This is a genomic window from Bacillus sp. MUM 13, from assembly GCF_001866725.1.
Lineage (GTDB): Bacteria > Bacillota > Bacilli > Bacillales > DSM-1321 > Peribacillus.
Genome location: NZ_MLYQ01000089.1, coordinates 1 through 25,651, shown reverse-complemented (window position 1 = coordinate 25,651; position 25,651 = coordinate 1). Strand labels below are relative to the sequence as shown.

20 protein-coding genes are annotated in these 25,651 nt (G+C 39.4%); 5 read left to right on the top strand and 15 right to left on the bottom strand.

Going from position 1 to position 25,651, the window contains the following annotated elements; all coding sequences use genetic code 11:
* The first annotated feature begins 178 nt into the window (after positions 1 to 178).
* Positions 179 to 853 carry a GntR family transcriptional regulator gene (locus BIV59_RS18235; protein ID WP_071352885.1) on the top strand — a complete coding sequence of 225 codons (675 nt, stop codon included), beginning with the start codon at positions 179 to 181 and terminating at the stop codon, positions 851 to 853.
* Positions 854 to 1,191: 338 nt separating this feature from the next.
* Positions 1,192 to 2,250, top strand: a complete 1,059-nt coding sequence (locus tag BIV59_RS18230; protein ID WP_071352884.1) for a serine hydrolase domain-containing protein — start codon at positions 1,192 to 1,194, stop codon at positions 2,248 to 2,250.
* 1,109 nt (positions 2,251 to 3,359) lie between these two features.
* Here the strand turns inward: BIV59_RS18230 and BIV59_RS18220 are convergent.
* The 6 genes from BIV59_RS18220 to BIV59_RS18190 form a co-directional block, all read right to left on the bottom strand.
* Positions 3,360 to 4,340 (bottom strand): SDR family oxidoreductase, encoded by a 981-nt coding sequence (locus BIV59_RS18220; protein ID WP_071352882.1) that lies wholly within the window; start codon positions 4,338 to 4,340, stop codon positions 3,360 to 3,362.
* Between the two features lie 1,529 nt (positions 4,341 to 5,869).
* Positions 5,870 to 6,139: a DUF5344 family protein gene (locus BIV59_RS18210; protein ID WP_071352880.1), complete on the bottom strand. Its 270-nt coding sequence runs from the start codon at positions 6,137 to 6,139 to the stop codon at positions 5,870 to 5,872.
* Positions 6,139 to 6,567 (bottom strand): YwqH-like family protein, encoded by a 429-nt coding sequence (locus tag BIV59_RS18205; RefSeq protein ID WP_071352879.1) that lies wholly within the window; start codon positions 6,565 to 6,567, stop codon positions 6,139 to 6,141. Before BIV59_RS18205 ends, BIV59_RS18210 begins: the two co-directional genes overlap by 1 nt.
* A gap of 598 nt (positions 6,568 to 7,165) precedes the next feature.
* A complete protein-coding gene (locus BIV59_RS18200) occupies positions 7,166 to 8,341 on the bottom strand; it encodes an MFS transporter (RefSeq protein ID WP_083392248.1) in 1,176 nt (391 codons plus the stop codon).
* A 207-nt stretch (positions 8,342 to 8,548) separates the two neighbouring features.
* Positions 8,549 to 10,717, bottom strand: coding sequence for a PAS domain S-box protein (locus BIV59_RS18195; protein ID WP_071352878.1), 2,169 nt, complete (start codon positions 10,715 to 10,717; stop codon positions 8,549 to 8,551).
* 97 nt (positions 10,718 to 10,814) lie between these two features.
* Positions 10,815 to 13,097 carry an ATP-dependent DNA helicase gene (locus BIV59_RS18190; RefSeq protein WP_071352877.1) on the bottom strand — a complete coding sequence of 761 codons (2,283 nt, stop codon included), beginning with the start codon at positions 13,095 to 13,097 and terminating at the stop codon, positions 10,815 to 10,817.
* 191 nt (positions 13,098 to 13,288) lie between these two features.
* Between BIV59_RS18190 and BIV59_RS18185 the strand changes: the two genes are divergently transcribed.
* Positions 13,289 to 14,194 carry a YitT family protein gene (locus BIV59_RS18185; RefSeq protein ID WP_071352876.1) on the top strand — a complete coding sequence of 302 codons (906 nt, stop codon included), beginning with the start codon at positions 13,289 to 13,291 and terminating at the stop codon, positions 14,192 to 14,194.
* Between the two features lie 110 nt (positions 14,195 to 14,304).
* On the opposite strand, the gene BIV59_RS18180 is transcribed toward BIV59_RS18185, so the two are convergent.
* The 5 genes from BIV59_RS18180 to BIV59_RS18160 form a co-directional block, all read right to left on the bottom strand.
* Positions 14,305 to 14,499 carry a cold-shock protein gene (locus tag BIV59_RS18180; RefSeq protein ID WP_071352875.1) on the bottom strand — a complete coding sequence of 65 codons (195 nt, stop codon included), beginning with the start codon at positions 14,497 to 14,499 and terminating at the stop codon, positions 14,305 to 14,307.
* Between the two features lie 839 nt (positions 14,500 to 15,338).
* A complete protein-coding gene (locus tag BIV59_RS18175; RefSeq protein ID WP_071352874.1) occupies positions 15,339 to 15,545 on the bottom strand; it encodes a cold-inducible protein YdjO-related protein in 207 nt (68 codons plus the stop codon).
* Between the two features lie 80 nt (positions 15,546 to 15,625).
* A complete protein-coding gene (gene recQ / locus BIV59_RS18170) occupies positions 15,626 to 17,746 on the bottom strand; it encodes a DNA helicase RecQ (protein WP_071352873.1) in 2,121 nt (706 codons plus the stop codon).
* A gap of 127 nt (positions 17,747 to 17,873) precedes the next feature.
* A complete protein-coding gene (locus tag BIV59_RS18165) occupies positions 17,874 to 18,671 on the bottom strand; it encodes a 3D domain-containing protein (RefSeq protein WP_071352872.1) in 798 nt (265 codons plus the stop codon).
* Positions 18,672 to 18,994: 323 nt separating this feature from the next.
* Positions 18,995 to 19,867, bottom strand: a complete 873-nt coding sequence (locus BIV59_RS18160; protein ID WP_071352871.1) for a CvfB family protein — start codon at positions 19,865 to 19,867, stop codon at positions 18,995 to 18,997.
* Between the two features lie 265 nt (positions 19,868 to 20,132).
* Between BIV59_RS18160 and BIV59_RS18155 the strand changes: the two genes are divergently transcribed.
* Together BIV59_RS18155 and BIV59_RS18150 are read left to right on the top strand one after the other, a co-directional pair.
* Positions 20,133 to 20,576 (top strand): GNAT family N-acetyltransferase, encoded by a 444-nt coding sequence (locus BIV59_RS18155; RefSeq protein ID WP_071352870.1) that lies wholly within the window; start codon positions 20,133 to 20,135, stop codon positions 20,574 to 20,576.
* A gap of 141 nt (positions 20,577 to 20,717) precedes the next feature.
* On the top strand, positions 20,718 to 21,908 hold the full coding sequence (locus tag BIV59_RS18150; RefSeq protein ID WP_071352886.1) for an alanyl-tRNA editing protein: 1,191 nt from the start codon (positions 20,718 to 20,720) through the stop codon (positions 21,906 to 21,908).
* Positions 21,909 to 21,951: 43 nt separating this feature from the next.
* Here the strand turns inward: BIV59_RS18150 and BIV59_RS18145 are convergent, their stop codons facing one another.
* From BIV59_RS18145 to helD, 4 genes are all read right to left on the bottom strand, one after another.
* A complete protein-coding gene (locus BIV59_RS18145) occupies positions 21,952 to 22,233 on the bottom strand; it encodes a DUF5658 family protein (protein WP_071352869.1) in 282 nt (93 codons plus the stop codon).
* Positions 22,234 to 22,291: 58 nt separating this feature from the next.
* Entirely contained in the window at positions 22,292 to 22,711 is a 420-nt protein-coding gene (locus BIV59_RS18140; RefSeq protein ID WP_071352868.1) for a hypothetical protein, read from the bottom strand.
* 128 nt (positions 22,712 to 22,839) lie between these two features.
* Positions 22,840 to 23,052, bottom strand: a complete 213-nt coding sequence (locus BIV59_RS18135) for a hypothetical protein (protein ID WP_071352867.1) — start codon at positions 23,050 to 23,052, stop codon at positions 22,840 to 22,842.
* A gap of 220 nt (positions 23,053 to 23,272) precedes the next feature.
* Positions 23,273 to 25,528 (bottom strand): RNA polymerase recycling motor HelD, encoded by a 2,256-nt coding sequence (gene helD, locus BIV59_RS18130; RefSeq protein ID WP_170846191.1) that lies wholly within the window; start codon positions 25,526 to 25,528, stop codon positions 23,273 to 23,275.
* Between the last annotated feature and the right edge of the window lie 123 nt (positions 25,529 to 25,651).

Sequence of the window (25,651 nt, the reverse complement as noted above, 5' to 3'; positions counted from 1 at the left end):
ATTTTTAAGATTTTTTAACTAAATACACAATTTTAGTAAGGAATGGTATATTTAAAATAAGCAGTAAATTGGAAACAAGATGATTTTAACTAGTTTGCCTTGGTCCATTTACTAACTTTGAAAATCAAACTGCCATATCTCACTTAAAAGAATCTTCGAAAAAGATAGGAGAACTACCATGATAAGGGAAAAAGAAAGAGGAGAGACAACGGAGTTAGTCTATAATTTATTAAAAGAAAGAATTTTTGATTGGAGTATATCACCTGGGCAAAAGATTAATATCAGTCATCTAACAAAGGAAATCAACATAAGCACCCCCCCTTTAAGAGAAGCACTGTCACGCCTTAGTTCGGAAAAATTAGTGATTTTGGAACCAAATAAAGGGTATCGTGTCAGTGATATTTTAGATGCAGATAATATGAAAAAAATGCTGGAAGCCCGCATATTATTGGAAGTAAATGCAATTCGGAATATTATCCGCTTAAATAATTTGAGTGTTGTGGAAGAACTTTCTTTGCTTACAGAGCAAATGTATTCTATCGCCCCAGGTCCAATAAATAAAAGAATACTCAATTTCACACATTTAGATCACCAATTTCATCTTTCTATTATGAAATCTGGAGAAAACCCATTCCTTACTGAAGCTTTTGAAGGCATGCATATCCACCTGCATATTGGCCGTTTTTACCACGTCAAAGGTCAGTTAGATCAAACAGAAGCACCATCGGAACATCTGGAAATTATTGAAGCGATTAAAACACGGGATGTTTACAGAGCCGAGCATGCTATTTCTGGTCATATCCAAGATTCCATCAACCGTTTGCTGAAAAGGCGAGACGACTCAAACCCTTGAAATATAGGGGGCCTTGACAGCTTTAAATTGAATGGAAATTGGCAATGAATGAAAGAGAAATGTGTGTATTGCGGAAAGTGGTTTGACATGAAAAATATGACTCCACTATTATGAACAAGGAAAATCACATTATAGCCGTCTTAAAGGATGGATGGACAGGTTTAATAGAATTGCTGGGTTTGTTTCAATATCTGGATATAATCAGATTCCTTTATGATTATGCAGCGGTATGCAAAATGGTTATTGATAGTTGTATATTATCTGCCAGTGTCTGATGAAGATTAAGAACAACAATGACATTAAAGTTATAGTATTGCTGTTATAGCGGGAGGGTTTTTATGTTTCAAACACATATAAATATTAAAGAGCGTATGAACCATCATAATGTTATTGGTTTAAGCATTTCGTTAATCAGCAGTGGTCGAATTAGCCGAATTGAAAATTACGGATTGCTAGAAGCAGGAACCAGCAAAAAAGTAGACAATAATTCTATTTTTAGTGCTTGTTCAATCAGTAAGTTTTTAACAGCATTACTAGTTTTGAGGTTAACAGAACAAGGTATTCTCGATTTAGATGAGGATGTTAACAAAAGATTAAAATCGTGGAAGATCCCCCATAATAATTTGACCGGTAAAAAAGTAATAACATTACGAAACCTGCTGAGCCATCAATCCGGAGTTATAGACCCTGAAGAAAGTTTTATGGAACTAAACCCCAATATAGGTATCCCTTCACTGGCAGAAATATTCGTGGGAACTACACCATATTGCAAAGCCCCTATTGAGGTAAAGTATGAACCAGAGAGCGACTTTCAATATTCAGACGCAGGATTTTGTATTTTACAACAACTAATAGAGGATGTGACTGGGAAACCTTTTAAAAAAGTCGTAAAGGAACTAATATTTCTTCCATTAAAAATGACAAAAAGCACATTTCCACAAAATATTTCTGAAGAGATAGATAGGGATTTTTCTTCTGGTCATAACAAAGAAGGTAAATTATCAGATGGAAAATATCCAATATATCCTTATCCAGCAGCTTCCGGACTATGGACAACTACGTCAGACTTATCTCAATTAATTCTTGAATTAATGGATGCACTCAATAATAAAAGTAAGATTGGGATTTCTGCAAATAAAGTAAAAGAAATGATAAACTCACAAGGCTGTAAAAGCTGGACTGGACTTGGGGTGTTTTTGGACGGTTCAGAAAAAGAAATTGAAATATCATCACTTGGTTGGGGATTAGGATTTCAATGTATGATGGCAGCCTATCCTCATTTAGGAAATGGGATAATTATCATGACAAATACAGATTTAGGAGCTCATCAATTAAAAGGTATAATTGGTGAAGTTTATCATTCCCTAAAACCTTTGTTAACTCTTCCTCAGCTTTAATAAGAATATAAAACCAGGACCTTTTTAAGCGCCCGTTATGTATCTTAGTTCCTTTTCACCCTTTTGTTTTGTAAAATCAAATGTTGCCCTTTCACCTGATTAACCATGCCTGCCGGCAAGAAGCTGCCTTTACGAAAAGAGCGTATAGCGGAATCTGATAAGCCGCTTAAAAGTCTTTACGTCTAGCATTAAAGGTTCACCCATTAAAATCCAAATAACAGCTCCGCTCAAAAGCGACTTCACCACTTTTCATCCTTAATTAATTTACGTGTAAAGTCAGCATTTCCTCCTTTTCAATCTGGCCCAATTGATGAAAAATCCTTTATGATTCTTAAACGATCCTGCCTGCCCCTTTTGTTCCATAAGAAAAAGGCTGCCGAAGCAACCCAATTATAGAACACACGTCCCCTTAAGTTAAGATATAAATTTTTTTGGAAAGCTGTTTTAGCTTTTGCTGAGATTACAGCCTCTGTGCTATTAGCAGGGATAACGTAACCCCCGCCTATCGATTCATTGTTATCAATTGGATTGAATACCATAGCCACTCTTTTTGGCGGGATAGTCGAGAAGATATTTTAGATTACTCTTGAAAAATCCCCTGTATTAACTGCCTTGCCCGTTCTATCTTGCAAATAAGAAAGTATTGCTAAGGTGGAATTTCAGTATGTGCCTTGAATAATCTGTTTTCGGAAAAATACTGAATAACGAGTCTGACATGCACAAAAAGTGTCCCTTGGATAATGCAAGTCATGGTTTTCCAATGTTTAATGATCGTAAGGGATGACTGCATAAAAGTCGTTTTAAAACCGTTATCTTTTTTCTTATTAGTTAAATGGATGAATTGAAAATTAGATAAATGCGAACCCTAAACAAAATGTTAAATGGACTTCCACACTGTTTATAGAAGTCTTTTAGTCTGTTATTATTTAGATTATTGGATAATTCAGCTCGTAACTTGGGTAGCAATAGAATGGTGGTCTAAGTGCTATTTTAGACATTGACCAGGAATCCTCTATATAGACCATCTTTACTTTTTCATTTGAATGGTTTACTAGCAACAGCTTTACTTCTGGATTAAATTCATATCGCAAAATGTTAACCCTCTTCCATTAGGAATGTGTGGATTCTCCCCCATCAACATGAAGAACTTGACCAGTAACAAAACGTGAGTCATCAGAAGCAAGATAGACAAAAGTTGGCGCGAGTTCAAATGGATGGGCAACTCGTTCCATTGGATTAAATGCTCCATATACAGCTACTTGGTCTGACGAGAAACTTGCTGAAATAAGCGGGGTCCAAATTCGGCCGGGGGCGACAGCATTGACTCGGATACCTTGTTTCACGACATTTTTAGCCAAGGCACGTGTCCAACCAACTATTGCACCTTTTGTGGCCGTATAATCAATCATTTGCTGCTCACCTACATACGTTACCACTGAAGTAGTGCCAATGATTGAGCTGCCTGGTTTTAAATGAGGAAGCGCTGCTCTTGTTGTGTAAAAATGAGAGTATATATTAACTTTGAAGGTGTCATCGAATTGCTCATCTGTAATGTCAAGCAGACTTAGTTGCTGGAATTGGATACCAACATGGTTACAAAGAATATCGAGACTGCCAAGCGTATTTACTGTTTGTTCTACAATGGAGATACACTGTTGTTTGTCCCGCAAGTCACCAGGCATTAGAAAACAACGTTGTCCGAGTTGTTCAATCCTCGTTTTTGTTCTATTTGCATCCTCATGTTCATCTAAGTATGAAATAGCAACATCTGCGCCTTCTTTAGCAAACGCAATCGCTGCTGCTGCACCAATACCACTGTCACCCCCTGTAATAAGTGCTACTTTTCCTGTTAACTTTCCACTCCCTTTATAGTTCGGGTTTTCGATAATTGGAAGGGGGACCATTAACTTTTCCACTCCGGGATGGCGCAGCTGGCGCTGTTCAGGTAAATTCATCGGAATTTCTTCGTAACGTGTGATTTTCCCATAGTTAGGGTACATGGGATAAGGCTGGGTTATCATGTTCGCTTTAAACATTTGCTGCATTTGCTTTATTTCGTCTAATTGACGACTTTGATCCTTTTGATCCATGGAAACCTCCTATAGAAATATTTTCTTCTATAGAATATTTATGTTGTTCACTAGAAATAAAGTATAAAAAGTGTGAAAAAGTTGTTTACTTTCAAAACACAGAAGCGTATTCTTCCTCAAAAGATATACCTTTTTTCTTTATTGAACTGAGCTTTAGGACAAGGAGCAATACTGAATAGCCTATCCAAGACTCCATCCCTTGCCATGAATGCAGTCCTCCTCATATATCGACCTGAGGTTCTCGTGAGAATCATAGGTATATTCGGAGTAGTGATTCTGTTGCTCCTGCTGTTGATACTACTCTATATGGAATTGTTGTCGATAGTTTAGGATGGTATTGGTTATTTATTAGTTATCCCTTTTGCGGTGTTTATCATCCTATTTGCTATGAAGTTAATACAAAACGCCGGAGAGGTTACCCGTCCGCTTGTGGATGTTCCATCTAATCTTTTATCTACTATTGGACTTGGGGGGACTATTTGTGTATTTAGCAGTATCGGAGATTAACAAACAAACAAATATTAGTAAATTGCAATTCCATGTACTACTTAAGAATTTCTAAAGGATTTATATATCAATTTATTTACTGTCTCATAATAAACAAACCCTTTCACAATCAATCGTATAGATATTGGAGTTATTTGTTAAGAGGCTTCCCAAATGTTATGCGGCACAACAATTACCTTCCTCCTCAGAGAATCTCAGACACTAAGACTTTCGGTTTAATTAGATGCTATAATCCATTTTTCATTGTTAACCTTAAAACAATATATGTTAACATATAAAGGAGTGGAGGTGTTTTATGAATAAAAAGTACAGGAATCTTATTGCTCTTTTGGGTTGTATAATCTTATTTATTTTTGGCACATACAGAATATTGACTGAGTCATTGACGTCTACGTCACTTGTGGCTGCCTACATATTTGCAGCTGCAGGCTTTATAGGTTTTATAGGTAATTTACTTATAATGAAAAGAAATAGCTGATTGTAGGGATGATTTTATTAAAAGATCATCACTTTTTTTATATGCCAAGTTTTTTAAATAAAACGATTAAGTCTGTTAAGTTTGTTTATAAAGATGATACTTGAAGCATGATTCTTTTTGTTATTATTAGTATCATCATGTTTTCTTCTCAATTCTATTGCCCATGTATGCACAAGGGAAACTCGGCTATTATGCGAAAACTGCGGGGTTATTACTTTTATTTAAAACCTTGTTAAACGGTCTTTTGTCACCCGAAACGGGATTTTATTCGATAAATATGGAGCAAGGAAATTATTAATTATTCCTCGAACCCGCCAACTAGTTGTGGCCATGATTATTTATAGCAATATTTCACATTTTATGTCTAACCTGCATTTTTACATTCATTGTACCCTTTTTGATGTTTTAAAAAGAAAAATGTTGCCGCTGCACCCTCAATCCTTTTCTATTTTTGATGATGTAGCAGACTGTCCTTTTGCAGTGAGTACACTTTCTACCGTATATTATATTTTAGTTTCCGCAATTTTATCAGTGCCCTTCCGATTTATTTCCTTATCATCGCTTCATCCTGATGCTTCATTAAATCAACACCTGCATTAGTATCCTCAATACTTTTTTGGGCAATGGCTGTATAGCCTTTTACCAATTCAGCTATTTCTTCTTCACGCTCCAGCCAATGACTGGTGAAATCCAGCTTATTGCTGCCAGCAGCATTTTTGGCTGGCGTATTTAGTGTTAAAGCTTCCAATGCCGTCTTTGTTTTAAACAGCTGGCTGATTACTGCATCATGCTTCAGCTTGATCTCCAGCTCCATTAAAATACCTTCTTTCTAAAGTCATTTATAAAGTGTCCGACTTCCTCTAGCGTCTTCTCGCCTTTTTCAACTAACTTTTCAGCTGCTGCCGCTGCCGCGTTAGCTGCAGCGAGTGCATTTCTTTCAATCTCAAGCCATGTAATCTTGCTTTCTATTTCACTGATATACTGATCATAGTCGTCATTCAATATATTCGAAATGGCAGTATGCGCTTTTTTTCTCGCTTTCTCAAACGATTCTGATCGCTCTCCAGTCCATGATTTTCCTAAATCCGGTTCAAGTATTGCTTTAATTTCTGTTAAACCAGTATCCTTTTCTCTATTAATATCCGTTTTTGCAGCTTTAAGCCGGGCGATTTGTTCATCAAAATTTGCAATTGCAGAAGAAGCTGCATCATGTGCGGCTTTCAATGAATCAGTCAATTCCATGCTGGCACCTCTCATTCTTCAATTTTTAGTTCCGTGAATAATTGAACATGCATATATGATTATCAATTTTCAATAGAATGAAACAAACTCAGTCTTTTCCATATTTTACATTATAGGGTACATAGTTATTTAAATTAATAGGAAATTTGACTTCTTTTCAATTCTATCAATCGGGTAAATAGTCACAAAAAACACCTTTCCTAAAAAAAGGAAAAGTGTTCTCAGGCACTCATATGTTTTTTTCTTTCTCCATCAGCTTTCTTACATTTTCCTTTGGGGTCCAGCAGGTAAACTGATAGGAAGGTTTAGTTTCAAAACCCAGGCGAGAGCATCCATACATCATTTTTCCATTTACCCTTTCACTGCAAAAATGAATGCATGTGGCACAGCAATGATATCGTTTCATAAAGTCCCCTCTTTTCAGGCTGTTCATGGGCACTTAATCAGGATCATTTGAAGAATGCTGAATCCTGATTTAGAAGGCAGCCTTTTTCTAAATCCAATGCAGATTACAGCTTAGATACAGTATGGATTATCCTTTAACCCGCTTTTCCCTGCTGTGTTTGTCCCTTGTGCTCCAGTCACATTCAGGACAAAATCAGCATGGAGCTTTAACAGAGCTTTTTTCTTTAAGTATCAGCCAGACTGTCAGAAGCATACCGAGCAGCGACATGCCGGCAAATAGCAGATATACACTGTAAATGCCACTATTTTCAAGCAATATGCCGCCGGCAAATGTGCTGAACCAATTGCCTAGTCCATTACCGAACGCGGAATAAATCGTTACGGCGGTTACAGTAATATGAGCTGGGACGATTTTGGATATATATTGAAGTCCAGCGGGAATGAAAAGCCCAAGAGAAAATCCCGAAACAATAGATGATATATATACCAAAGTCAAACCAGGTTCATAAAAATAAAACGTCCAGCGAAGCAGTGAAGCACAGGCAGCCATCAAGGCAACTGGCAGCAGGCCCCATTGATTGATCCATCTTCCGGCTAGCCTCATAAAAGGAATTTCAGAAAGCACGGCAAGCAAAAAGGCAATTCCGATGCCGGTATATGTGCCTCCTCTTGCTTCTACAAACAAGCCATAATATACATTGTTTGCCAAATTCGGCCCAAAAACTAGAAACGTAACAATTAAAAAAATGACAAACCGCGGGATGGAAAAAAGCTCTTTCATCCCGGTTCCAGGCTTTATTTTAACTGAGGCAGGTTCTTCAGGCAGACGGAGCGCTAGCCCTGCTGCTGCTGTTAGCCCAATAAAGAACGCGCAGAAAATGACCGTCAATCCTATTGGGGTTTCAGAGAGTCGCCCCATGACAAATACCGCAATGCCAAAGCCAAGTGATCCAAATAGGCGGATGTTCCCGTAATTCCCCCCTTCTTTTGCTGTGTATTTAAGGGAAATACTGTCTGATACGGGAATGATGGCGCTTTGAAAGACAGCCAGGCATGCTGCCAGGATGACGAGGGGTAAATAAGAATGAAGCACTAAGTATCCTAAACCGAGGAAACCAGCGAAAAAAGCTGTCAGTGAAAGCACTTTAGATGGCTTGCCGGATATATCGCAGACCATTCCCCAGATAGGCTGAAAAATAATCATGATAATGGGCCCTATAGACATGATGGTCCCGATTTGATATCCATTCATTTTTTCACTTTCCTTTAAATAAACACTAAGAAGCGGTGTTAAGCTCCCTACTGCAAAAAAGGAAAAAAGATAATAGGCTTGTAATTTCAGCATGTTTGCTTTTACAGGATTTTTCACAAGTCACTTTCCTCCGATGTATGATAATTCAAAATTAACATAACGAATACTAAAATGCCATTTTTCCGAAAGTTTAGACTTATTTCCGCAGTTCAGCTAAAGCTAGATACAGATTATATCTTCTCCTGGAGGGAGCCGCCGCCCCGCCTTAGGGTGTCTTTGCCTGCTTCTGAAAATAAAAGAGCCCTATACAAAAAAACAGAAGCATTATTGCTCCTGTTTTCCGTTTGCTGCCGGCAGCTCAATATGAAAGGCTGTACCTTTATTTATTTCACTTTCAACCTCCACCGTGCCGCCATGATTTTCAATAATGTTATAGCTCACCATTAACCCAAGGCCATTGCCCGTACTTTTAGTAGTAAAAAAAGGCTCACCAAGTTTTTTCAGAGCTTCAGGAGGTATTCCGCCGCCTGTATCTTTAAATATAATAGATACATTTTTCCCTTTTATTTGAATGGCTGCTTTAATCGTCCCTCCATTTGGCATAGCGTCCATCGAATTTCTGGCAAAATTCAGGAAAACCTGTTTGATTCTATTTTTATCACAGCGTACTATGATGTTTTCCTGATTATATTCAAGATAAAAAGAGATATTTTTCTTTTTTGCTTCTATTTCCAGGAAAGAAAAAACACTTTGAATAATAGATACCATGTTTTCTTCTTCCAAGTTGATACTTTGAGGCTTCGCAAGGACCATAAAATCTTCCACAATATCGTTGACCCGTTCAATTTCATCTAAAATGATGTCTAAAAATTCACTTCGTTCAACGTTTTGCTCATCCAGCTGCAAATATTCGGCATAGCCCTTAATTGTCGTAAGAGGATTTCGGATTTCGTGGGCCACACCTGCAGCCAATTGGCCGATAGCCGCAAGCTTATCCTGCCTGTGCAGCATATCCTCAGTCTCTTTCCTCTTCGTGATATCCGTTCTTATTGAAATATACTGATATGGTTTTCCGTCTTCATCTAAAAAAGGGACAATCGTCGTTCCTACCCAGTAGTAGTTACCGTCCTTTGAGCGATTTCGCAGCTCTCCCTTCCAGACATTTCCGTTTGATATGGTACTCCACATATCTTGGAAAAACTCTCTTGAATGATAGCCGGAATTAAGGATATTATGATTTCTGCCTATCAATTCTTCCCGGGAATATTGTGAAATGTCACAAAGCTTGTCATTCACCTTCGTTATATTCCCTTTTTCATCCGTAAAAGCAACGATGGCAGATTGATCAAGGGCATAATGAATATCACGGATATCTTTCATTGTTTCCTTTAAGTCGGCTTCGGCTCTTTTTCGTGCCGAGATATCCGTACGAATGGAGATATACTGATAAGGCTTTTTCCTTTTCATAAAAGGAACAATTGTGGTGTCCACCCAATAAAGCGTACCATCTTTTGCTTTATTGCAGATTTCACCCTTCCATGTTTTCCCGCTGGAAATCGTTTGCCACATTTCTTTATAAAATGCTTGTGTGTGATAGCCTGAACTTATGATAGAATGGCTTCTCCCCATCAGTTCTTCTTCACTGTATTTAGAAATCTGTACAAATTTATCATTGACATAGGTTATCTTTCCTTCACTGTCCGTTATGGCTACAATAGCAGACTGATCAAGGGCGTAGCGGAAGTCCCGCAGATATTTATCGCTTTTTGCGAGGCGTTTGTTTATGATCATCGCAGATCCGACAAGTCCTGCAACAATGAGGACCGATACAAAAAAGACCAGATTAATGACAAACGGTGTATCATTCACAAGCTGTTCTACATTTTTGATCGGCTCTTTTGCAGGCATGCTTCGTGCTAATAAAAAATGGCCTTCTGCAATGGCAACTGTAACGATTAAGGTGCTCAGCGGCTTGAACCATAGCTTATTTTTGCGGTTCCAATGGTTCGCATAAAAAAGAATCATAAACGAACATAAAAACATGGCCATAATTAAAAGAAACGAACCCGAGAGAACGGCAAGATGATAAAAAATCCCGTTATTCAAGGCATACATCCCGATAATATAATTGGACAGCACAGACAAAGTCAGGAGAAGACTGCAGCAGCAGACATGCAAAAACCTGATTTTTTCAGTTGAAACAAACATAAATCCCATACCGGCAAGAGCGACGCCAAGCACCATTGATAAAATAGTAACTGGAATGTTGTATGCTCCCGCCCCGTTCTGGTCGAAAGCCAAAATACCAAAGAAGTTGAAGGTCCAGATGGCCATTCCCATGGAAAAGCTCCCGCCAAGAAATAAAAATCGCTTATTGGTTTCAGAGGTACGCAAAAGAATCAATAAATCTATACTTGTATAAGAAGCCATAAATGTAAGGATAACAGCCACTAATAGCAAAATTGGATTAGATGATTCAATAATCTGGTTCATGTATTGATATCACCTTTCTATAATGAAGTCATGCAGATTGATACTGCCCTCTTATTATATATCTTCCTTTTTCAATGTAAAGAAATGAGCTAAGGTATTAATATAAGTTATAATTTTTCCAGTTTTCCGGCAGCATGCCTTGATATTTGGCAGTCAGGAATCTGTCATCAATCAGAACAATCAGCCCATGATCGTCTTCAGACCTGATCAGCCTGCCTCCAGCCTGCAGCACTTTATTCATCCCCGGAAATACATATGCATAATCATAGCCGTTTTTCCCCTGATCCTGAAAATGGCTTTTAATAATATCACGTTCAAAACCAATCTGCGGCAAGCCCACCCCGGTGATGATTACGCCGCTCAGCCTGTCGCCCTTCAAATCCACTCCTTCTGAAAATATCCCGCCCAATACAGCAAATCCAACAAATAAGCTGTCCTTGTTTTCCTGAAAAGAGTTCAAAAAACCTTCCCGTTCATCTTCCGTCATTGCGCTGCCTTGAATGATCGTATTCACAGAGGATGCTGCCGTAAATGCGCCATACACGTTATTCATGTATTGATGGGAAGGAAAGAATACCAGATAATTCCCTTTCCTGCCGTCAAGAATGTTTATTAGCAAATCTGTAATACGGTCTATCGATTCTTCCCTGTTGCGGTATCTGGTTGAAATCCTGCTGATAAGCACTTCATTTTGTTCTGCTGTAAACGGAGAAGGAACCGAAATCCGGTAATCTTCCTCGCCACCTCCAAGCATATCCATAAAATATCCTGCTGGGGAGAGCGTAGCAGAGAATAAAATGGCAGAGCGAAATCCAGATAGAATATTTTTCAGCAGTCCTGAAGGATTCAAGCAAAATAATTTGATCTTTGCATCATTCTGCTGTATTTCAAAATATATCGAATAATGCTCATCAACAAGCTTAGAAATCTTTAAAAAGTTTTGAACATCAAAATAGCCCTGAAGCAAGTCTTCATGTTCACCGCCGCCGCTCCTCTCCAGCAGAAAGGGTTCAGCCGCCTCAATGAATGCTTCGAGACCTTTTAAAAGATCATCAGGCAAATTCTGCATGATTTTATTATAGTGATTATCAAGCGACTTTTTTTCCTCTATGAAGTACTGATTGATATTTTTAGCAGCACGCGAAATGGCGGGCTCATTTACTTTGTTTTCCCGCTTTATCCTCAAAAATGGAGTCTTATATAACTCCGCCGAAAACATGCTTCTCGCTCTGTCCACTAAATTATGTGCTTCGTCCACAAGCAGCACTGTATCTTTTTTCTGCTCATCAAGCATCCTTTTTAATGACACCCTTGGGTCGAATACATAATTATAATCACATACGACTGCATCACAGACATAGGCAAGGTCGAGTGAAAATTCAAATGGACAGAGGTTGTGCTTTTTGGCATACTCCTCAATCACACTCCTTGTAATCAGCTGTTCATGTTCTAAAATATCCAGCATCGCGTTATTAACACGGTCATAGTAGCCATTTGCAAACTCGCATTCATTTGGATTGCAGCTGCCGTTATCATGGAAGCAGATTTTATCCTTTGCTGTAATTGTCACCGTTTTGCAAACTAAGCCCCGGTCCATCATTAAGGAAAAAGTGTCTTCAGCAGTCTGGCGGGTAATTGTTTTGGCTGTCAGGTAAAAAATTTTCTGGCATTCGCCCTGTCCCATGATCTTTAAGCTGGGAAATATGGTGGACGCTGTTTTTCCGATACCTGTAGGGGCATTAGCGAACAAGTTAGCTTTTTCATTTATGGTCTTATAAACGGCTCCAGCAAGCTTTCTTTGGCCGTCACGGTAATTTTCAAAAGGAAATGGCAAATCTCTGCATGACTTATTTCTTTCTTCAAGATGCTGAAGCTTCCAATTGGCATAGTGATAAAATCCCTTTATCATATCCTCCAGAAAAACAGCCAGTTCCTGCCTGCTGCAATTCACTTTGAATCTTTTTATTTCTTCCGTGTTCTTTTGAACATATGTAAGCTGAACGCCAATTTCGTCCAGATTATGAAGTAAGGCAAACATGGCTGCATAGCATTTAGCCTGCGCCCAGTGCACCGGATAACTGGTTTCTGTGAGAGTGTGCAAATCCAAGGCAGTACTCTTAATTTCATCAATCGTATAGGACTGGCCAGCTGCCAGCAAGCCATCGCATCTCCCTTCAATGAAAAAAACAATATCCTCATAATTCTGCTCAAGCGCAAGCGGCACTTCCTTTACATCATGTTCCCCGTATTGTTTTTGGATTTGCTGGTGAATTCTGGTGCCCTCTGCAAGCGATGCAGTAGCCCTGAAACCAGAGGTTATGCTCCCGCTTTTATAAACATATTCTGCAAGAGTCCTTACAGAGACTTTATAATTTTTCATGAATTCCCCCTGCTTTCCCTTAAGTTTATTGATAATTAATCGAAGAAAGTGAAATGATAACCTGGAAGGTTTTGTTTATTAAAATAAAAGCGTCAAACAGGGTGTAAAGTCAAAATACTATAATATTTTTAGTAAATTGTTTATACTTAAGTTGTACATACATATATTTATTATAAGGAGGGGGCATGCTGATGGCAGATACAGCAAGCTTAAGTCTTACAGAACTGGTTGAGAAGAAAGCACACAGAAAGCTGACAAAAAGGCAGATTTTGCAGCGGGGGCTGCTGATTACGCTCGGGGCGGTGCTCATGAGCGTGGGACTGGAAATTTTTCTGGTTCCAAACAATGTAATCGATGGAGGAATCACAGGCATATCCATTATGCTATCGTACTTAACGGGATTAAAGCTCGGTGTTTTCATTTTCGTATTGAATCTTCCGTTCTTTTTTATCGGGTATAAACAAATCGGTAAAACCTTCGCTATTTCTACTCTTTTTGGAATTTTCATCCTTTCCATTTCAACTGCATTGCTTCACCCCGTACCCGCTTTTACTCAGGATATCCTGCTTGCCACCATTTTTGGCGGAATTATTCTAGGTGTTGGAGTCGGAATCGTCATTAGATATGGCGGTTCATTGGATGGTACTGAAATATTGGCTATTCTCGCCAATAAAAAGGTTCCATTCTCAGTAGGCGAGATCATTATGTTTTTCAATTTGTTTATATTGGGCAGCGCGGGATTTGTGTTCTCATGGGACCGTGCTATGTATTCCATTTTAGCCTATTTCGCCGCTTACAAAACAATGGACATCGTAATTGCCGGCTTGGATGAATCCAAATCCATCTGGATCATAAGCGATGAATACGAAGAAATCGGCGAAGCCATCCTAAACCGTCTGGGACGCGGTGTTACCTACCTGACAGGAGAAGGCGCTTATTCCGGTGATAACAAGAAAGTGATTTTTTGTGTAATTAACCGTCTGGAAGAAGCCAAATTAAAGGATATTGTCACTAATTTCGATCCTTCCGCCTTCCTTGCAGTAGGAGACATCGCTGAAGTACGCGGAGGGCGTTTCAAGAAAAAAGATATTCATTAACAAGCGGCCTGCAGTTTCAAGTTCATAGCGGACTTGGAAGCTGCAGGCTTTTTTAGTTTGTATTTCAGGCAAAATAAAGACACACTTCCGGAGTGTGCCTTCTTTGATATTTATTTATTTCTTGGGTTGTTTATCGCCTGCAGCATTTTTGTTCCTTCTTTCATCTCACTGCCGCACAGCGGACAGCTCGGCTTGTCGCTGCTTGTGAAATTATCACGGATCCATCCTTTGCAATCCTCTGATGTACATTCCCAGACCTTTGTTTCTTCAGGTGGTACTTCTTCGACGTTATTGCGTTTATACAAAGCATCTCACTCCTTGGATTTGATTTGATTATCGTGCTTTTTAGAAACAATCTTTCTCATTTCACTGGAACAAGATGTCAGCTCCGCACATAGAGCCATGTCTAAACACATGTTTCTATTTTATTATACCATAAAAAGCCTCCCATATGAAGTGCCTGCTCCTCTTTAAAATGGCGCCAATAACATTAAGAAACAAATAGCAGGTGCATATGTGTACAGAAGCGGCTCTTTGCAGCACTGCATAAAAAAGCTGCCTTTTTGGAGCAAGGCAGCTTTCTTTAATCAGCATGCGAGCTGATATGCTCTGCTATTTTTCTGTCTTTGCGTTTTAACGGAAAACGCAGCAGAAATAATGAGCAGGAGAGTAATTTTACAGGTCTAACCTAAAACAATGAAAGCCCTTCCTCTCTCCCATCAATACGGTTCCTAGACCGCGCCTGTGAGAATCAGGTTTAGACTTAAACATGTTTATTAAAGGATACTGTCAAAATGACGAATAGGGGATGATTGTCCAATAGAAGTAAATTTCATAAGAAGAATAAAACTACCTGAGGAAAACTTTAGGGTTGTTAATCCGTTATTTTCAAATATTGCTAAACTCAACTCTTGGCCATTCAGACGGCTTTTGCTGTTTGCATTATGGCTTATACACTTACTTTAATAAAAATGTCTTTAAATTACCCTCTTGGTGTTTATCATGTTCCAACACCTGAATTCCCATAATAACATGGTTTTCTCTTTAAGTCAACAAACCATGAAAGTTTGATGCGGCTTATCGGGATTGCTGCAGATATTCTTTTGCAGAGGTAAAGAATATCTGCATGCAGCATTTTTCCGGTTTATCTATAAGCATTGTAATCATTGTTGATTTGAGGCAATTCCCTGATTTCCTCTACAAGGTTTTCACCGCACATCGGACAAGAAAGATTGTCTGTGACAAAATCCTTCCGCATCCATCCATTGCATGTTTCCGACGCACAAGCATATACTACTGTATCTTCGATGATAGTAACGGGTTCCTCTTGATTCTTTTTTGCAAAATACATGAGTAACCTCCTTTTTTAACAGTATACGCAGTAATGCATCGGAATATTTATTAAAAAAGCATTTTCATATGGAAGGTCAATTATATTTCAACACTATTTCTCAATAATGCAGCTTTTATCATAAAATAGCTGATTTCCTCCGGCAATGCTTCTTTAAGAGGCTTGAGCTTTTCAGCTCCAATAACTGAAACCATATCAAGTATCTGCATGTTTGCTGATTCAGGCAAGATTCTCTGCCAGTCTACATCTCTTCCCTCTTCCCCGCATTTAAGGAGGTGGTTTTCAACGGAGATCTCTGCAAGGCCTCTTAGCACCGCAATTTCCTCAATGCTCTTTCCCTCTTTAAAAAGCCTGAATGTTTCAAGATGAGAAGGTTCTCCCTTAGTTTCCCGCTTCTTAATGATTTCTTCAGCCGGAGCACTTAATCCCGGATTTTCCGCAAGGTATTCCTGGATTTTCCTGATAAATATTTGGCCATACTTTTCCTGTTTTTTCTGCCCGACTCCTTTTACAGTTATAAAAGTTTCAGGCGTAACCGGAAACGAGGCAGACATGTCTTTTAATGAAGCGTCAGAGAAAATGACAAATGGAGGCACCTTTTCTTCCTGGGCAATTTCTTTACGGAGCTGACGCAGCTCTTCAAATAGAAGGTTGTCGGCAGAAATGGTTGTAATAACGGAAAGCTCCTTGCGCATGACCATTTGTTTGCCTAGAAGAACCTCTTTTCCCTGGTCTGTTACCTTCAATACAGGAAATTGGCCCCCAGTCATCTCGATAAACTGCTTTGAAGTGAGATAGTCAATAAAATCAGCGACTTCTTTTGCGGATTTCTTCTTCATTATTCCATATGTCGATAGCTTTTGAAAATTGAAGTCCTCCACTTTCTTATTTTTTGATCCTGTCAGCACCTGGCTGATGAGGGTTTTGCCAAATCTTTCTCCCATTCTGATCATACAGGATAATACCATTTGTGCTTCTGTCGTTACATCTACCGAATTTCTGCTGTCTTTACAATTTTCACAATGCCCGCAGTTCTCTGGATTTTCTTCGCCAAAATAACGGAGAATGAAAGCCTGAAGACATCCTTCTGTGAAGCAGTAATCCTTCATGGCATTCAGCTTCTTCAGCTCAAGATCCTTCCATTCCGGCCGGGATTCGGACTGGTCTATTAAAAACCTCTGCAGACGCAGATCCTGAGGAGAGTATAACAGGATACACTCGCTATCAAGACCGTCACGTCCTGCACGGCCAGCTTCCTGATAATAACTTTCCATATTTTTTGGTGTTCCATAATGAACAACAAAGCGGACATTGGATTTGTCGATGCCCATGCCAAAAGCAGAAGTCGCAACCATAAGCGAGATGTCATCCTGCAGAAATTGTTCCTGCTGCTCCGATCTCTCCTGCTCATTCATACCTGCATGATAACGGCCGGCTTTAACGCCGCCTTTAGCCAGACGGGTGTATAGCTGGTCGACCTCTTTTCTTGTTGAAGCATATATGATTCCTGACTCATGCTGATTTTTTGAAAGATACCGCTTCAGATATTGATTGCGGTTTTCATCCTTTACAACAGCAAAACTCAGGTTGCTTCTTTCAAAACCAGTAAAGACTGTATTTGATTCTTCAATATCGAGGGATTGGCAGATATCATTTCTTACTGCAGGTGTTGCTGTAGCTGTAAGTGCCAGGACCACAGGATTGGATGGAAGCTGTTTAATAAGTGTTTTTATTTTCAGGTAGCTCGGCCTGAAATCATGCCCCCACTGGGAGATGCAGTGTGCTTCATCTATTGCCACCATTGAAATATTAAATCGCTGCAGCTCCTGCAAAAAAGAAGGCAATTCAAGCCTTTCAGGCGCTATGTAAACCAGCTTATATAATCCATCGGCAATTCCTGAGAGCCTGTCTGATGCTTCCTTAGCAGAAATAGAACTATTAAGAAATGTTGCTTCAATGCCATTTAAAAGAAGAGAATCCACTTGGTCTTTCATTAAGGAGATAAGCGGGGATATAACAATGGTGAGTCCGTTTAGGACCAGCGCCGGTATTTGGTAGCAAATCGATTTCCCTCCCCCTGTCGGCATTATTCCGGCGGTATTTTTACCTGACAAAACCTTGCTGATGATTTCTTTTTGTCCATCACGGAATGTTTCATACCCAAAATATTTCTGAAGATATTCCTGAGCTTCTTCAATCACTCCTATCCCTCCATTTTCACTTTACATTTCACTTCTATTTTACACTGTATCCAGTCATTCTTCAAAAAAGTGCGACATGAAAAAGGACACAGAATATCTCTGTGCCCCGAATCTATGTGAAAGTATTTTATTTAATGACTTTGACTTGTACTTGCTTTCTTCCCCAATTTAACGCATCTTGTTCTTTAGGGAAGAAGATATCAATTTCGTTTCCTTTAATACCGCCGCCGATATCTTCAGCTGTCGCGTATCCATAACCTTCTACATATACTTCAGAGCCGAGCGGGATGACACTTGGGTCTACTGCAATGACTTTAGCTTCCGGATTGGCTTTTAAATCGACGCCTGTAGCGGTTACTCCGCTGCATCCTTTACAGCTTGCCGTATAGCCAGTTGACGCTACTGTCAATTCCTTGGCGAATTGTTTTTGCGCGGGTGCATCGCTTTTTTCATTTGAAGAGGCAGCCTTTGTTTGCGGCTGTGCCGGTTCAGACTTCTCTTGGGCTGGCTGTGCTTCTTGTTTCACAGATGCCCTATTGGCATGTTTCGGTTCCGATGCAGCCTGAATTCCGTTCGATGAAACAGATAATTTTTGGTTTGGCTGGATTAAATCTGAATTCAAGTGGTTCCAGGCTTTCAAGTTTTCAACGGATACATGAAATTTATTGGCTATGTGCCAAAGAGTATCGCCTGATTTAATTGAATAATACTCTTTGCTTGAAACATTAAGTACATCTTCAGGTTGAATAGTATCTGAAGTAAGGTTATTCAAGGACTTTAATTCATCTATTGATACATGGTATTTTTGAGAAAGTCCCCATAATGTGTCTCCATTTTTCACTTTCACATCCTGTGCATGTGCGTTTGTGCCGATTGCACCGGATATAGCAGCTACTGCTGCAAAAGTTAAGAATGTTTTTTTCATAAGTAGTTACCTCCTTGTTCAGCTTCTTACAAGCTAACGGAATTAATCGTAACATAAATATTTTCATAGCAAAGAACAGGAAGATGAAACTCTGATGACAAAGTTATCAGCTATATGACGGCAAAGTAACAATACGTCTGATAATTCTGATAAAATAATTCGTACTTCCCTCAAAAGGAACGAATTCACGCTCCGACTAATCCATTCGTCCTATATATATATCTGTTTAGATAAAATTTTGGCAAAAAAAAAGAAACAGCAGAAATGCTCCGCTGTTTCCCCCGAGGCGGCAATTGCGATGATTGCCGGGTGATGTGTTTCTTTTATCTGCGGTCAGAAGAATATGTCCAGCCCTCTTCTTGATATATCTTATCTTCTTTCATCAATTTCCCTAACGCTCTTTTGAATGCACCCTTGCTTAAGCCAAAATGGAAGGAAATGTCCTCAGGAGGTGTTTTATCTCCATAAGGCATTGCACCTCCCCTATTCATAAGATACTTGTAAATTACTTCTGAGTCTTCATCCATTTTATCCTGCTTGAATGGATGAAGCGAAACATTCAATGTGCCATCTTCCTTACTGTCAATAACCCTGCCTTCTACATACTGGCCAAGCCTTGGCTCTTCTTTTCTTTCACTTTCATGAATGAAGCAGCGATATCCTTCTTCTGATATAAAGAATGATCCGGCCATAAGCAGCCTATATACATTCCCTTTTACAGCTGCATTCCTGATTCCCTTAAGAGGAGCCTGCACAGACAAATCTGCCATGATATCCTCAGTGGCAAGTTTACCGAATAACCTCTCTTGACGATCCGTTTTAAGAGAAATGAATAACCGGTCTCCTTCTGCTGGCCATAAATGCTGCAAATTCGGCAAATCATCAAGTGATACCAGCATGTCTTTAGAGATTCCGATATCGACAAAAACACCAAGATTTCTTTTCACACTGACAACTTCCGCCCAGCCGTATGAATCCAGGGTAACCTGCGGGATTTTTCTTGTTGCTGTAAGCCGTCCCTGTTTGTCATGATAGATAAATACCTTTACATCCTGTCCAATTTCCAAATCATCCTGCTCGTTCATTTCATTCTTATGAAGCAAGACACTTTCTTCTCCGTCTGTCAGGAACAAACCAAATTCTGCTTCTCGTTCTATCTCTAATTCAACTGTTTTCCCAGCCTGAATGTAATCCATGTATGTGTTATCCTCCCAAAACTGCTTTCATTATGTTTATATTGTACCAAAAATTGCAGCACTTCAATCAGTGAGTCCTGCTCCTGCAAAAAATACTGCTCTTTTGCTCTTCCTGTTGATAGCTCTCAATACCGGCATATTCGAATCTATCATTTTTATCAGTTGTTGTATATAAAAATTTCCATAACCCCAAAAAACATGCAGCAGCTGTTCACCGTTTAACAAATGTTTTATAATTTAAAGGAATGAAAAGGAGGATGAAAGTATGAATATCCTTGAGATAAAGCCCGAAGATACCTACCACATCAGACATCGTGTATTGAGGCCTAATCAGCCTCTTGATGCCTGCAAATATGACGGCGATTTCAATATCAGTACCCTGCATTTCGGAGCATACAAAAATGAAATGCTGATAGGTATCGCCACTTTTTTTAAAAGTCCGAATCCTGATATACCAGGAAGCAAACATTACCAGCTTAGGGGAATGGCCTGCCTTCCGGATTTTCAGGGGATGGGTGCAGGCCGCTCCCTCATATTGCATGCTGAAAAGGTTCTCAAAAAACGCAAGGCTGATGCCTGGTGGTGCAATGCACGGCTTAGTGCATCGAAATATTATCAAAAGCTCGGGCTTCAATCGGCAGGCGGTATATTTGATATTCCCCATATCGGCGAACACATTGTGATGTTTAAAATGCTTGATTTTGAATGATGATGCCATCATCACGGAGATTTTCATTAACAACAAGAGCCGGTTCTTCTGCCTTATTGATATTCATTCTGCATAATTCCATATAAACTCCAGCAAGCAGATGTTCATATATTGAACAATGATGAAGAAAGGATTATATATATGACAAATAAATTGTTTTACAGCGATGTCTACACTAGACAATGGCAGACAAAAATCACCAGGGTTATTGAAAGAGAAGAAGGAATCTTCGCCCTATTAGAGGAAACCGCATTTTATCCCCATGGCGGCGGGCAGCCATCAGACACTGGCACGATTAATGGAATACCTGTTTTGGATGTGTTTAATGAAGACGGAGAAGTGTTTCACCAGCTGGAGCGTATTCCTTCTGACTTACATGCTGCTACCTGTGAGCTTAACTGGAGCAGAAGATATGATCATATGCAGCACCATAGCGGCCAGCATTTACTTTCTGCCGTCTGCCTTCAGCTCTTCGGTTCAAAAACAATGAGCTTCCATCTGGGCAAAGACGACTGCAGCATTGATGTAGACGGTTCATTGACTGATTCAAATAAAATGGCGGACCTTGAGAAAAAAGTGAACGAGCAAATATACCAAAACAGAAAGATACATAGCTATTTTGTCACTAATGATCAATTAAAAGAATTGACTCTTGTAAAGATGCCAAAGGTTACTGAAAATATACGCATTGTAGAAATCGAGGGAATTGAATTCAATGCATGCGGCGGAACCCATGTGTCCAGAACAGGGGAAATTGGAATCATCAAAATACTTAAAGCAGAAAAACAAAAAGACTTCACTAGAATTTACTTTAAGTGCGGAAATAGAGCTTTGGAGGATTTTAATGAAGCACTTGGTATTCTCGGAGCTTTATCCAAAAAATTCAATACCGGAAGAAACGATATCCTTGACCGGTTTGAAAAGTGGCAGCAAAACCAAACATTACTCGAAGCTGAAATAGCGGAACTTAAAGAAAAAAATGATTTCTATCTGGCTGCAGAACTGTTATCACAAATTGACAATGGTGTTCTTTCATATATCTTTGAAGATAAATCATTACGGGAACTTCAAACCCTTGCTGCCAGGCTTGCTGCAGAAAATGATATTTTCATCCTCTTTGCATCCCTGAAAGAAAACAAGCTGGTTATGTACCAAAACGGTTTTTCCCCTTTTTCATGCGGGAAGTTTTTTAAACAGCACCTTAGCCAATTCAGCGGAAAAGGCGGAGGAAATGATAAGTCAGCACAGGCAGGCTTTCCCTCTTCTGATGCAGCAGTAAAATTCCTTGAGTTTTCTGCTGGCCAGTTAAAGGACACCGAAGGATGCAGATAGTAATAACTGTAACATGCAAAAACCCCGATGCAGGGGTTTTTGTTTAGACATACAGCGGCAATATCCACAGCAAGTGATAAAGGTCTACTAAAAGGTAAAGGGCTGCTGTCGCTTTCAATAAAACATGAATCCATCCAGCCTCGATTTTTCTGTAAAACACAACCAGGAAGATTGGCAAGGACAGCTTAATGAGAACAAATAACACGAGGCTATCATCCAGGATATAAGCCATTATAGGATTTGCTTCTCCGATTATATGATGTGATATCCCAGCTGCCGTAAAGATTGTGTCAATAAGGATTAACAGAAAAATCAATATCGGCATGGCGGAACTTCCCTCTCTTATCCAATATCCAATCGTCATCACTTTCAGTTATATAATATTATTTTTGCAGTTTCAGAAAAGCTGCACCATGCTCTGCAAAATGGTCATGATAAAATTTTTCTTTTTCTATCAGCTGCTGTGTTACTTCCTCAAGACTTTCTATTCCTTTAAGACTTTCTTTAATATCTTTTTGAGCCATATAATAAGCCAGCTTATCCCAAAAGACCATTTCTTCATAAGCAGCTATGGATTCTTGAAGCTTTTTTGCATTTTCTTCATTCAGCTCATACAATTCATGCTCAGCATTATGGATTACTTGGTCACTTTCGAACTCCCCTGCAAGGGACAATAAATATTGTTCTAGTTCGAAGGTTTCCTGGCTTGCACCTTCCAGGCTGCCGGAATCCTCTACCCAATATCCGTATTGCAGAAGTTTGAGCAGCGTTGCATATTGCTGTTTTGATAGGTTAATTTTCATCTTTCTGCTCCCTTTTCGTAGTTTTCTTATCATACTAACATAAAAAAATTCAAATGAGCAAAAATAGGGAAAATATAGCAAAGAAAAATTCCGACAAAAAAACCGCTGTTCAGCGGTTTTTGTCAGCTTTATTGTACTTCTTCCACATAAAAATATGATGCTTTTTCTGTATCCACTACATAATGTGTATTACCTTTAACCATATTGTATGTTTTATGTTTTTGTATGTTTGTAATCATTTGAGTCGTATCTTCACCTTCAACCACATGTGAAAGCTCTTTTCCTCCATCGAAGTAAAATCCTACTTTAAGTTTCATTACTTTTGCCAGTCCCTTCTGCATTTTTAAAATTCGCGTCTCTATTATTTCCCCTTCCTGGCCCTGCAGGTAAACATGTTTTTATTTTCCTTACTAAAATGTCCTATTCCGCTGCAAATATGCCGGCTGATTGATCCTGCAAACACTGTGAAAGTTCCATACTTTCAAGCCTTGGTTTTCATGAACATGGAACCTGCCTATTAACCGGAAAAGGCTGCCTTTAGAAAACAAGGCAGCCTGAATATCATTCTTCTATAAGGAAATCTTTTTTTTCTTTTCCTAAAAAATATAGCCGGTGAAGCGGCCGGGTCATTGCGACATATAATAGCTTAATATCAAGCTCGTTGCCAGCTTCATATTTTTCTTCCAGCGAGACGGCAAATACTGCATCAAACTCCAGTCCCTTGGCCAAATAAGAGGGTACCACAACAAGTGATTCCTTCGGGATAGAAGTCCCCTCCTCCAACAGGTATACCTGGCTATCAAGGGCACTCAGGCATTCATACGCTTTTTGGCTGTCCAGCATGGTTTTGGCGATAACGGCAAACGTTTTAAGGCCTTCCTCTTTTAGTCTCTTTACCTTCTCCAATAATTTCTTTCCCCATGTCTTGTCTCCCACAGGGATGAATTCCGGGCTATCACCATGCCTGACAACAGGCTGCACCTGCGGAAAGGTGTATGGAAGCTTTGTTAATAATTTATTTGCCGCAGCCATGATTTCTACTGTTGTCCGATAGCTTTTCTGAAGCTCTGTATATGTGGCTCTTGGGAATATATGCTGGTGAACTTCTTCCCATGATTCAAGGCCTCTGTACGAATGGATGCCCTGGGCCAGATCGCCAACCAGAGTGAACATATCCGTATCGACTGCCGTCTTTAAGGATTGAAGCTGCATAAAGCTATAATCCTGCGCTTCGTCAATGACAACATTCTTTGCCATATAGTCTTTATCAATTCCAAAAATACGTGCCTGAAGATAAAGGATTGGCCCCAAATCTTCCAGTTCATAAAGTTTTTTTGCGAAAAGCTGATTAGACATGATGCAGATGCTCTCTGCTTCAAGTAAGGTTAATTGGCCATTGCTGTATGAAGCAAGGGCTTCTGGATCGCTGAACAGCTCTTGATAATATTCGAGAACATTTTTCCGTTCAAACTGCTTTAAATAATCCTTCACAGCATTCCTGCAGGATTTTTTCACTTCTTCGATTCTTTGAGCTTTTTTATCCAGGCACTTTGTTACGTACTCTTTCCTGATATCAGGATCAATATTTTTATATAACGCTTTGTCTATTTTAGCATCATAAAAATCTGCAACCCGGTCGAGCATGACCTTTTTTTTTGACTTTACCTGATTTTGAAGGATTACCTTCAGCTTATCAATCCGCCCATAAAGCGGAAGATACCAATATTCTTCCTGCAGCAGCTTTTTGAATTTTTTTGAAGAATAAAGGCGGTATTTATCTGCATAAAAATCTTCTGAAGGATTAAAACGCGCATAAATCTCCATCAGGTGTGCGTCGATGATTTTCTTGAATAAGGGAGATCCTTTAAACCTTGAGGCAGCCCTTATATCTTTTGTCTCTTCTTTCTGTTTTTCAAGAATTCTGATCAGCTTGTCATCTTTCGCCAGCTTCAGGGTTTTTCCAATGGCTTTTTGCACATATTCAGCAAATGTCATTTGTTTTACTTTCTCTGCTCCCAGCTCAGGGAGTGCTTCCGATATGTAGTCGATGAATAATCTGCTTGGTGCAAGAATCATCAGCTGGCGGGGATCAAACATTTCCTTATAGTGATATAAAAAGTAAGAAACCCTGTGCAAAGCAATCGTTGTTTTTCCGCTCCCGGCAGCTCCCTGGACAATGATCGGCTTATTCAGGTCAGCACGGATAATTTTGTTTTGCTCTTCCTGGATTGTGGAGACTATTTCTGTTAATCGGCTGCTTGAGCTTTTTGAAAGGGAATCCTGAAGCAGCTCATCAGTAGTCGTCAAATCAATATCACGCACTTCATCCAATGCGCCATCTTCGATCATGAGCTGTCGTTTCAAAGTAATATTCCCTTTGAAGGATTCTCCTTCAGCTTCATATATTACTTCTCCAATGCGCCCCACATAATAAAGATTCGCAATAGGCGAACGCCAATCGACAATCATTTGCTCCTGGTTTTCCCTTTGATATAGTGAGGTTTTCCCAAAATAAAGGACTTCTGGCTTCCCAGTCCCTTCCCTTACATAGTCCACTCTGGCAAAGTATGGTTTATTCCTGGCATTGCAAAGACTTTCCAGCTCTGACTTTGACATTTCAAAAAATCCTGCGTTGGTCAAAAGCTCGGAATATCCGCCTGACTCCAGCCAGTCAGCATCTCCAAAGGCTTCCTGCATATTTTTTTTGAATTGGCTCTTGCTGGATTCTGAGGTTTTAATTACGACATCCATATATCTTTTTGTGAATTCTAAATGAAGCTTTTCTTTTTGAAAATCAGGATGCTGATCTGCAGTCATTATTTTCTCCTTTCGAAAAGAGCATTGCCTCTCTCATCTTTCAAATTGACTTGCTGCCCGGAGAAATTTAGAATCAGCGGTGAAATGGCGGAAATATATATTATCAGAAAAATATAACAATAT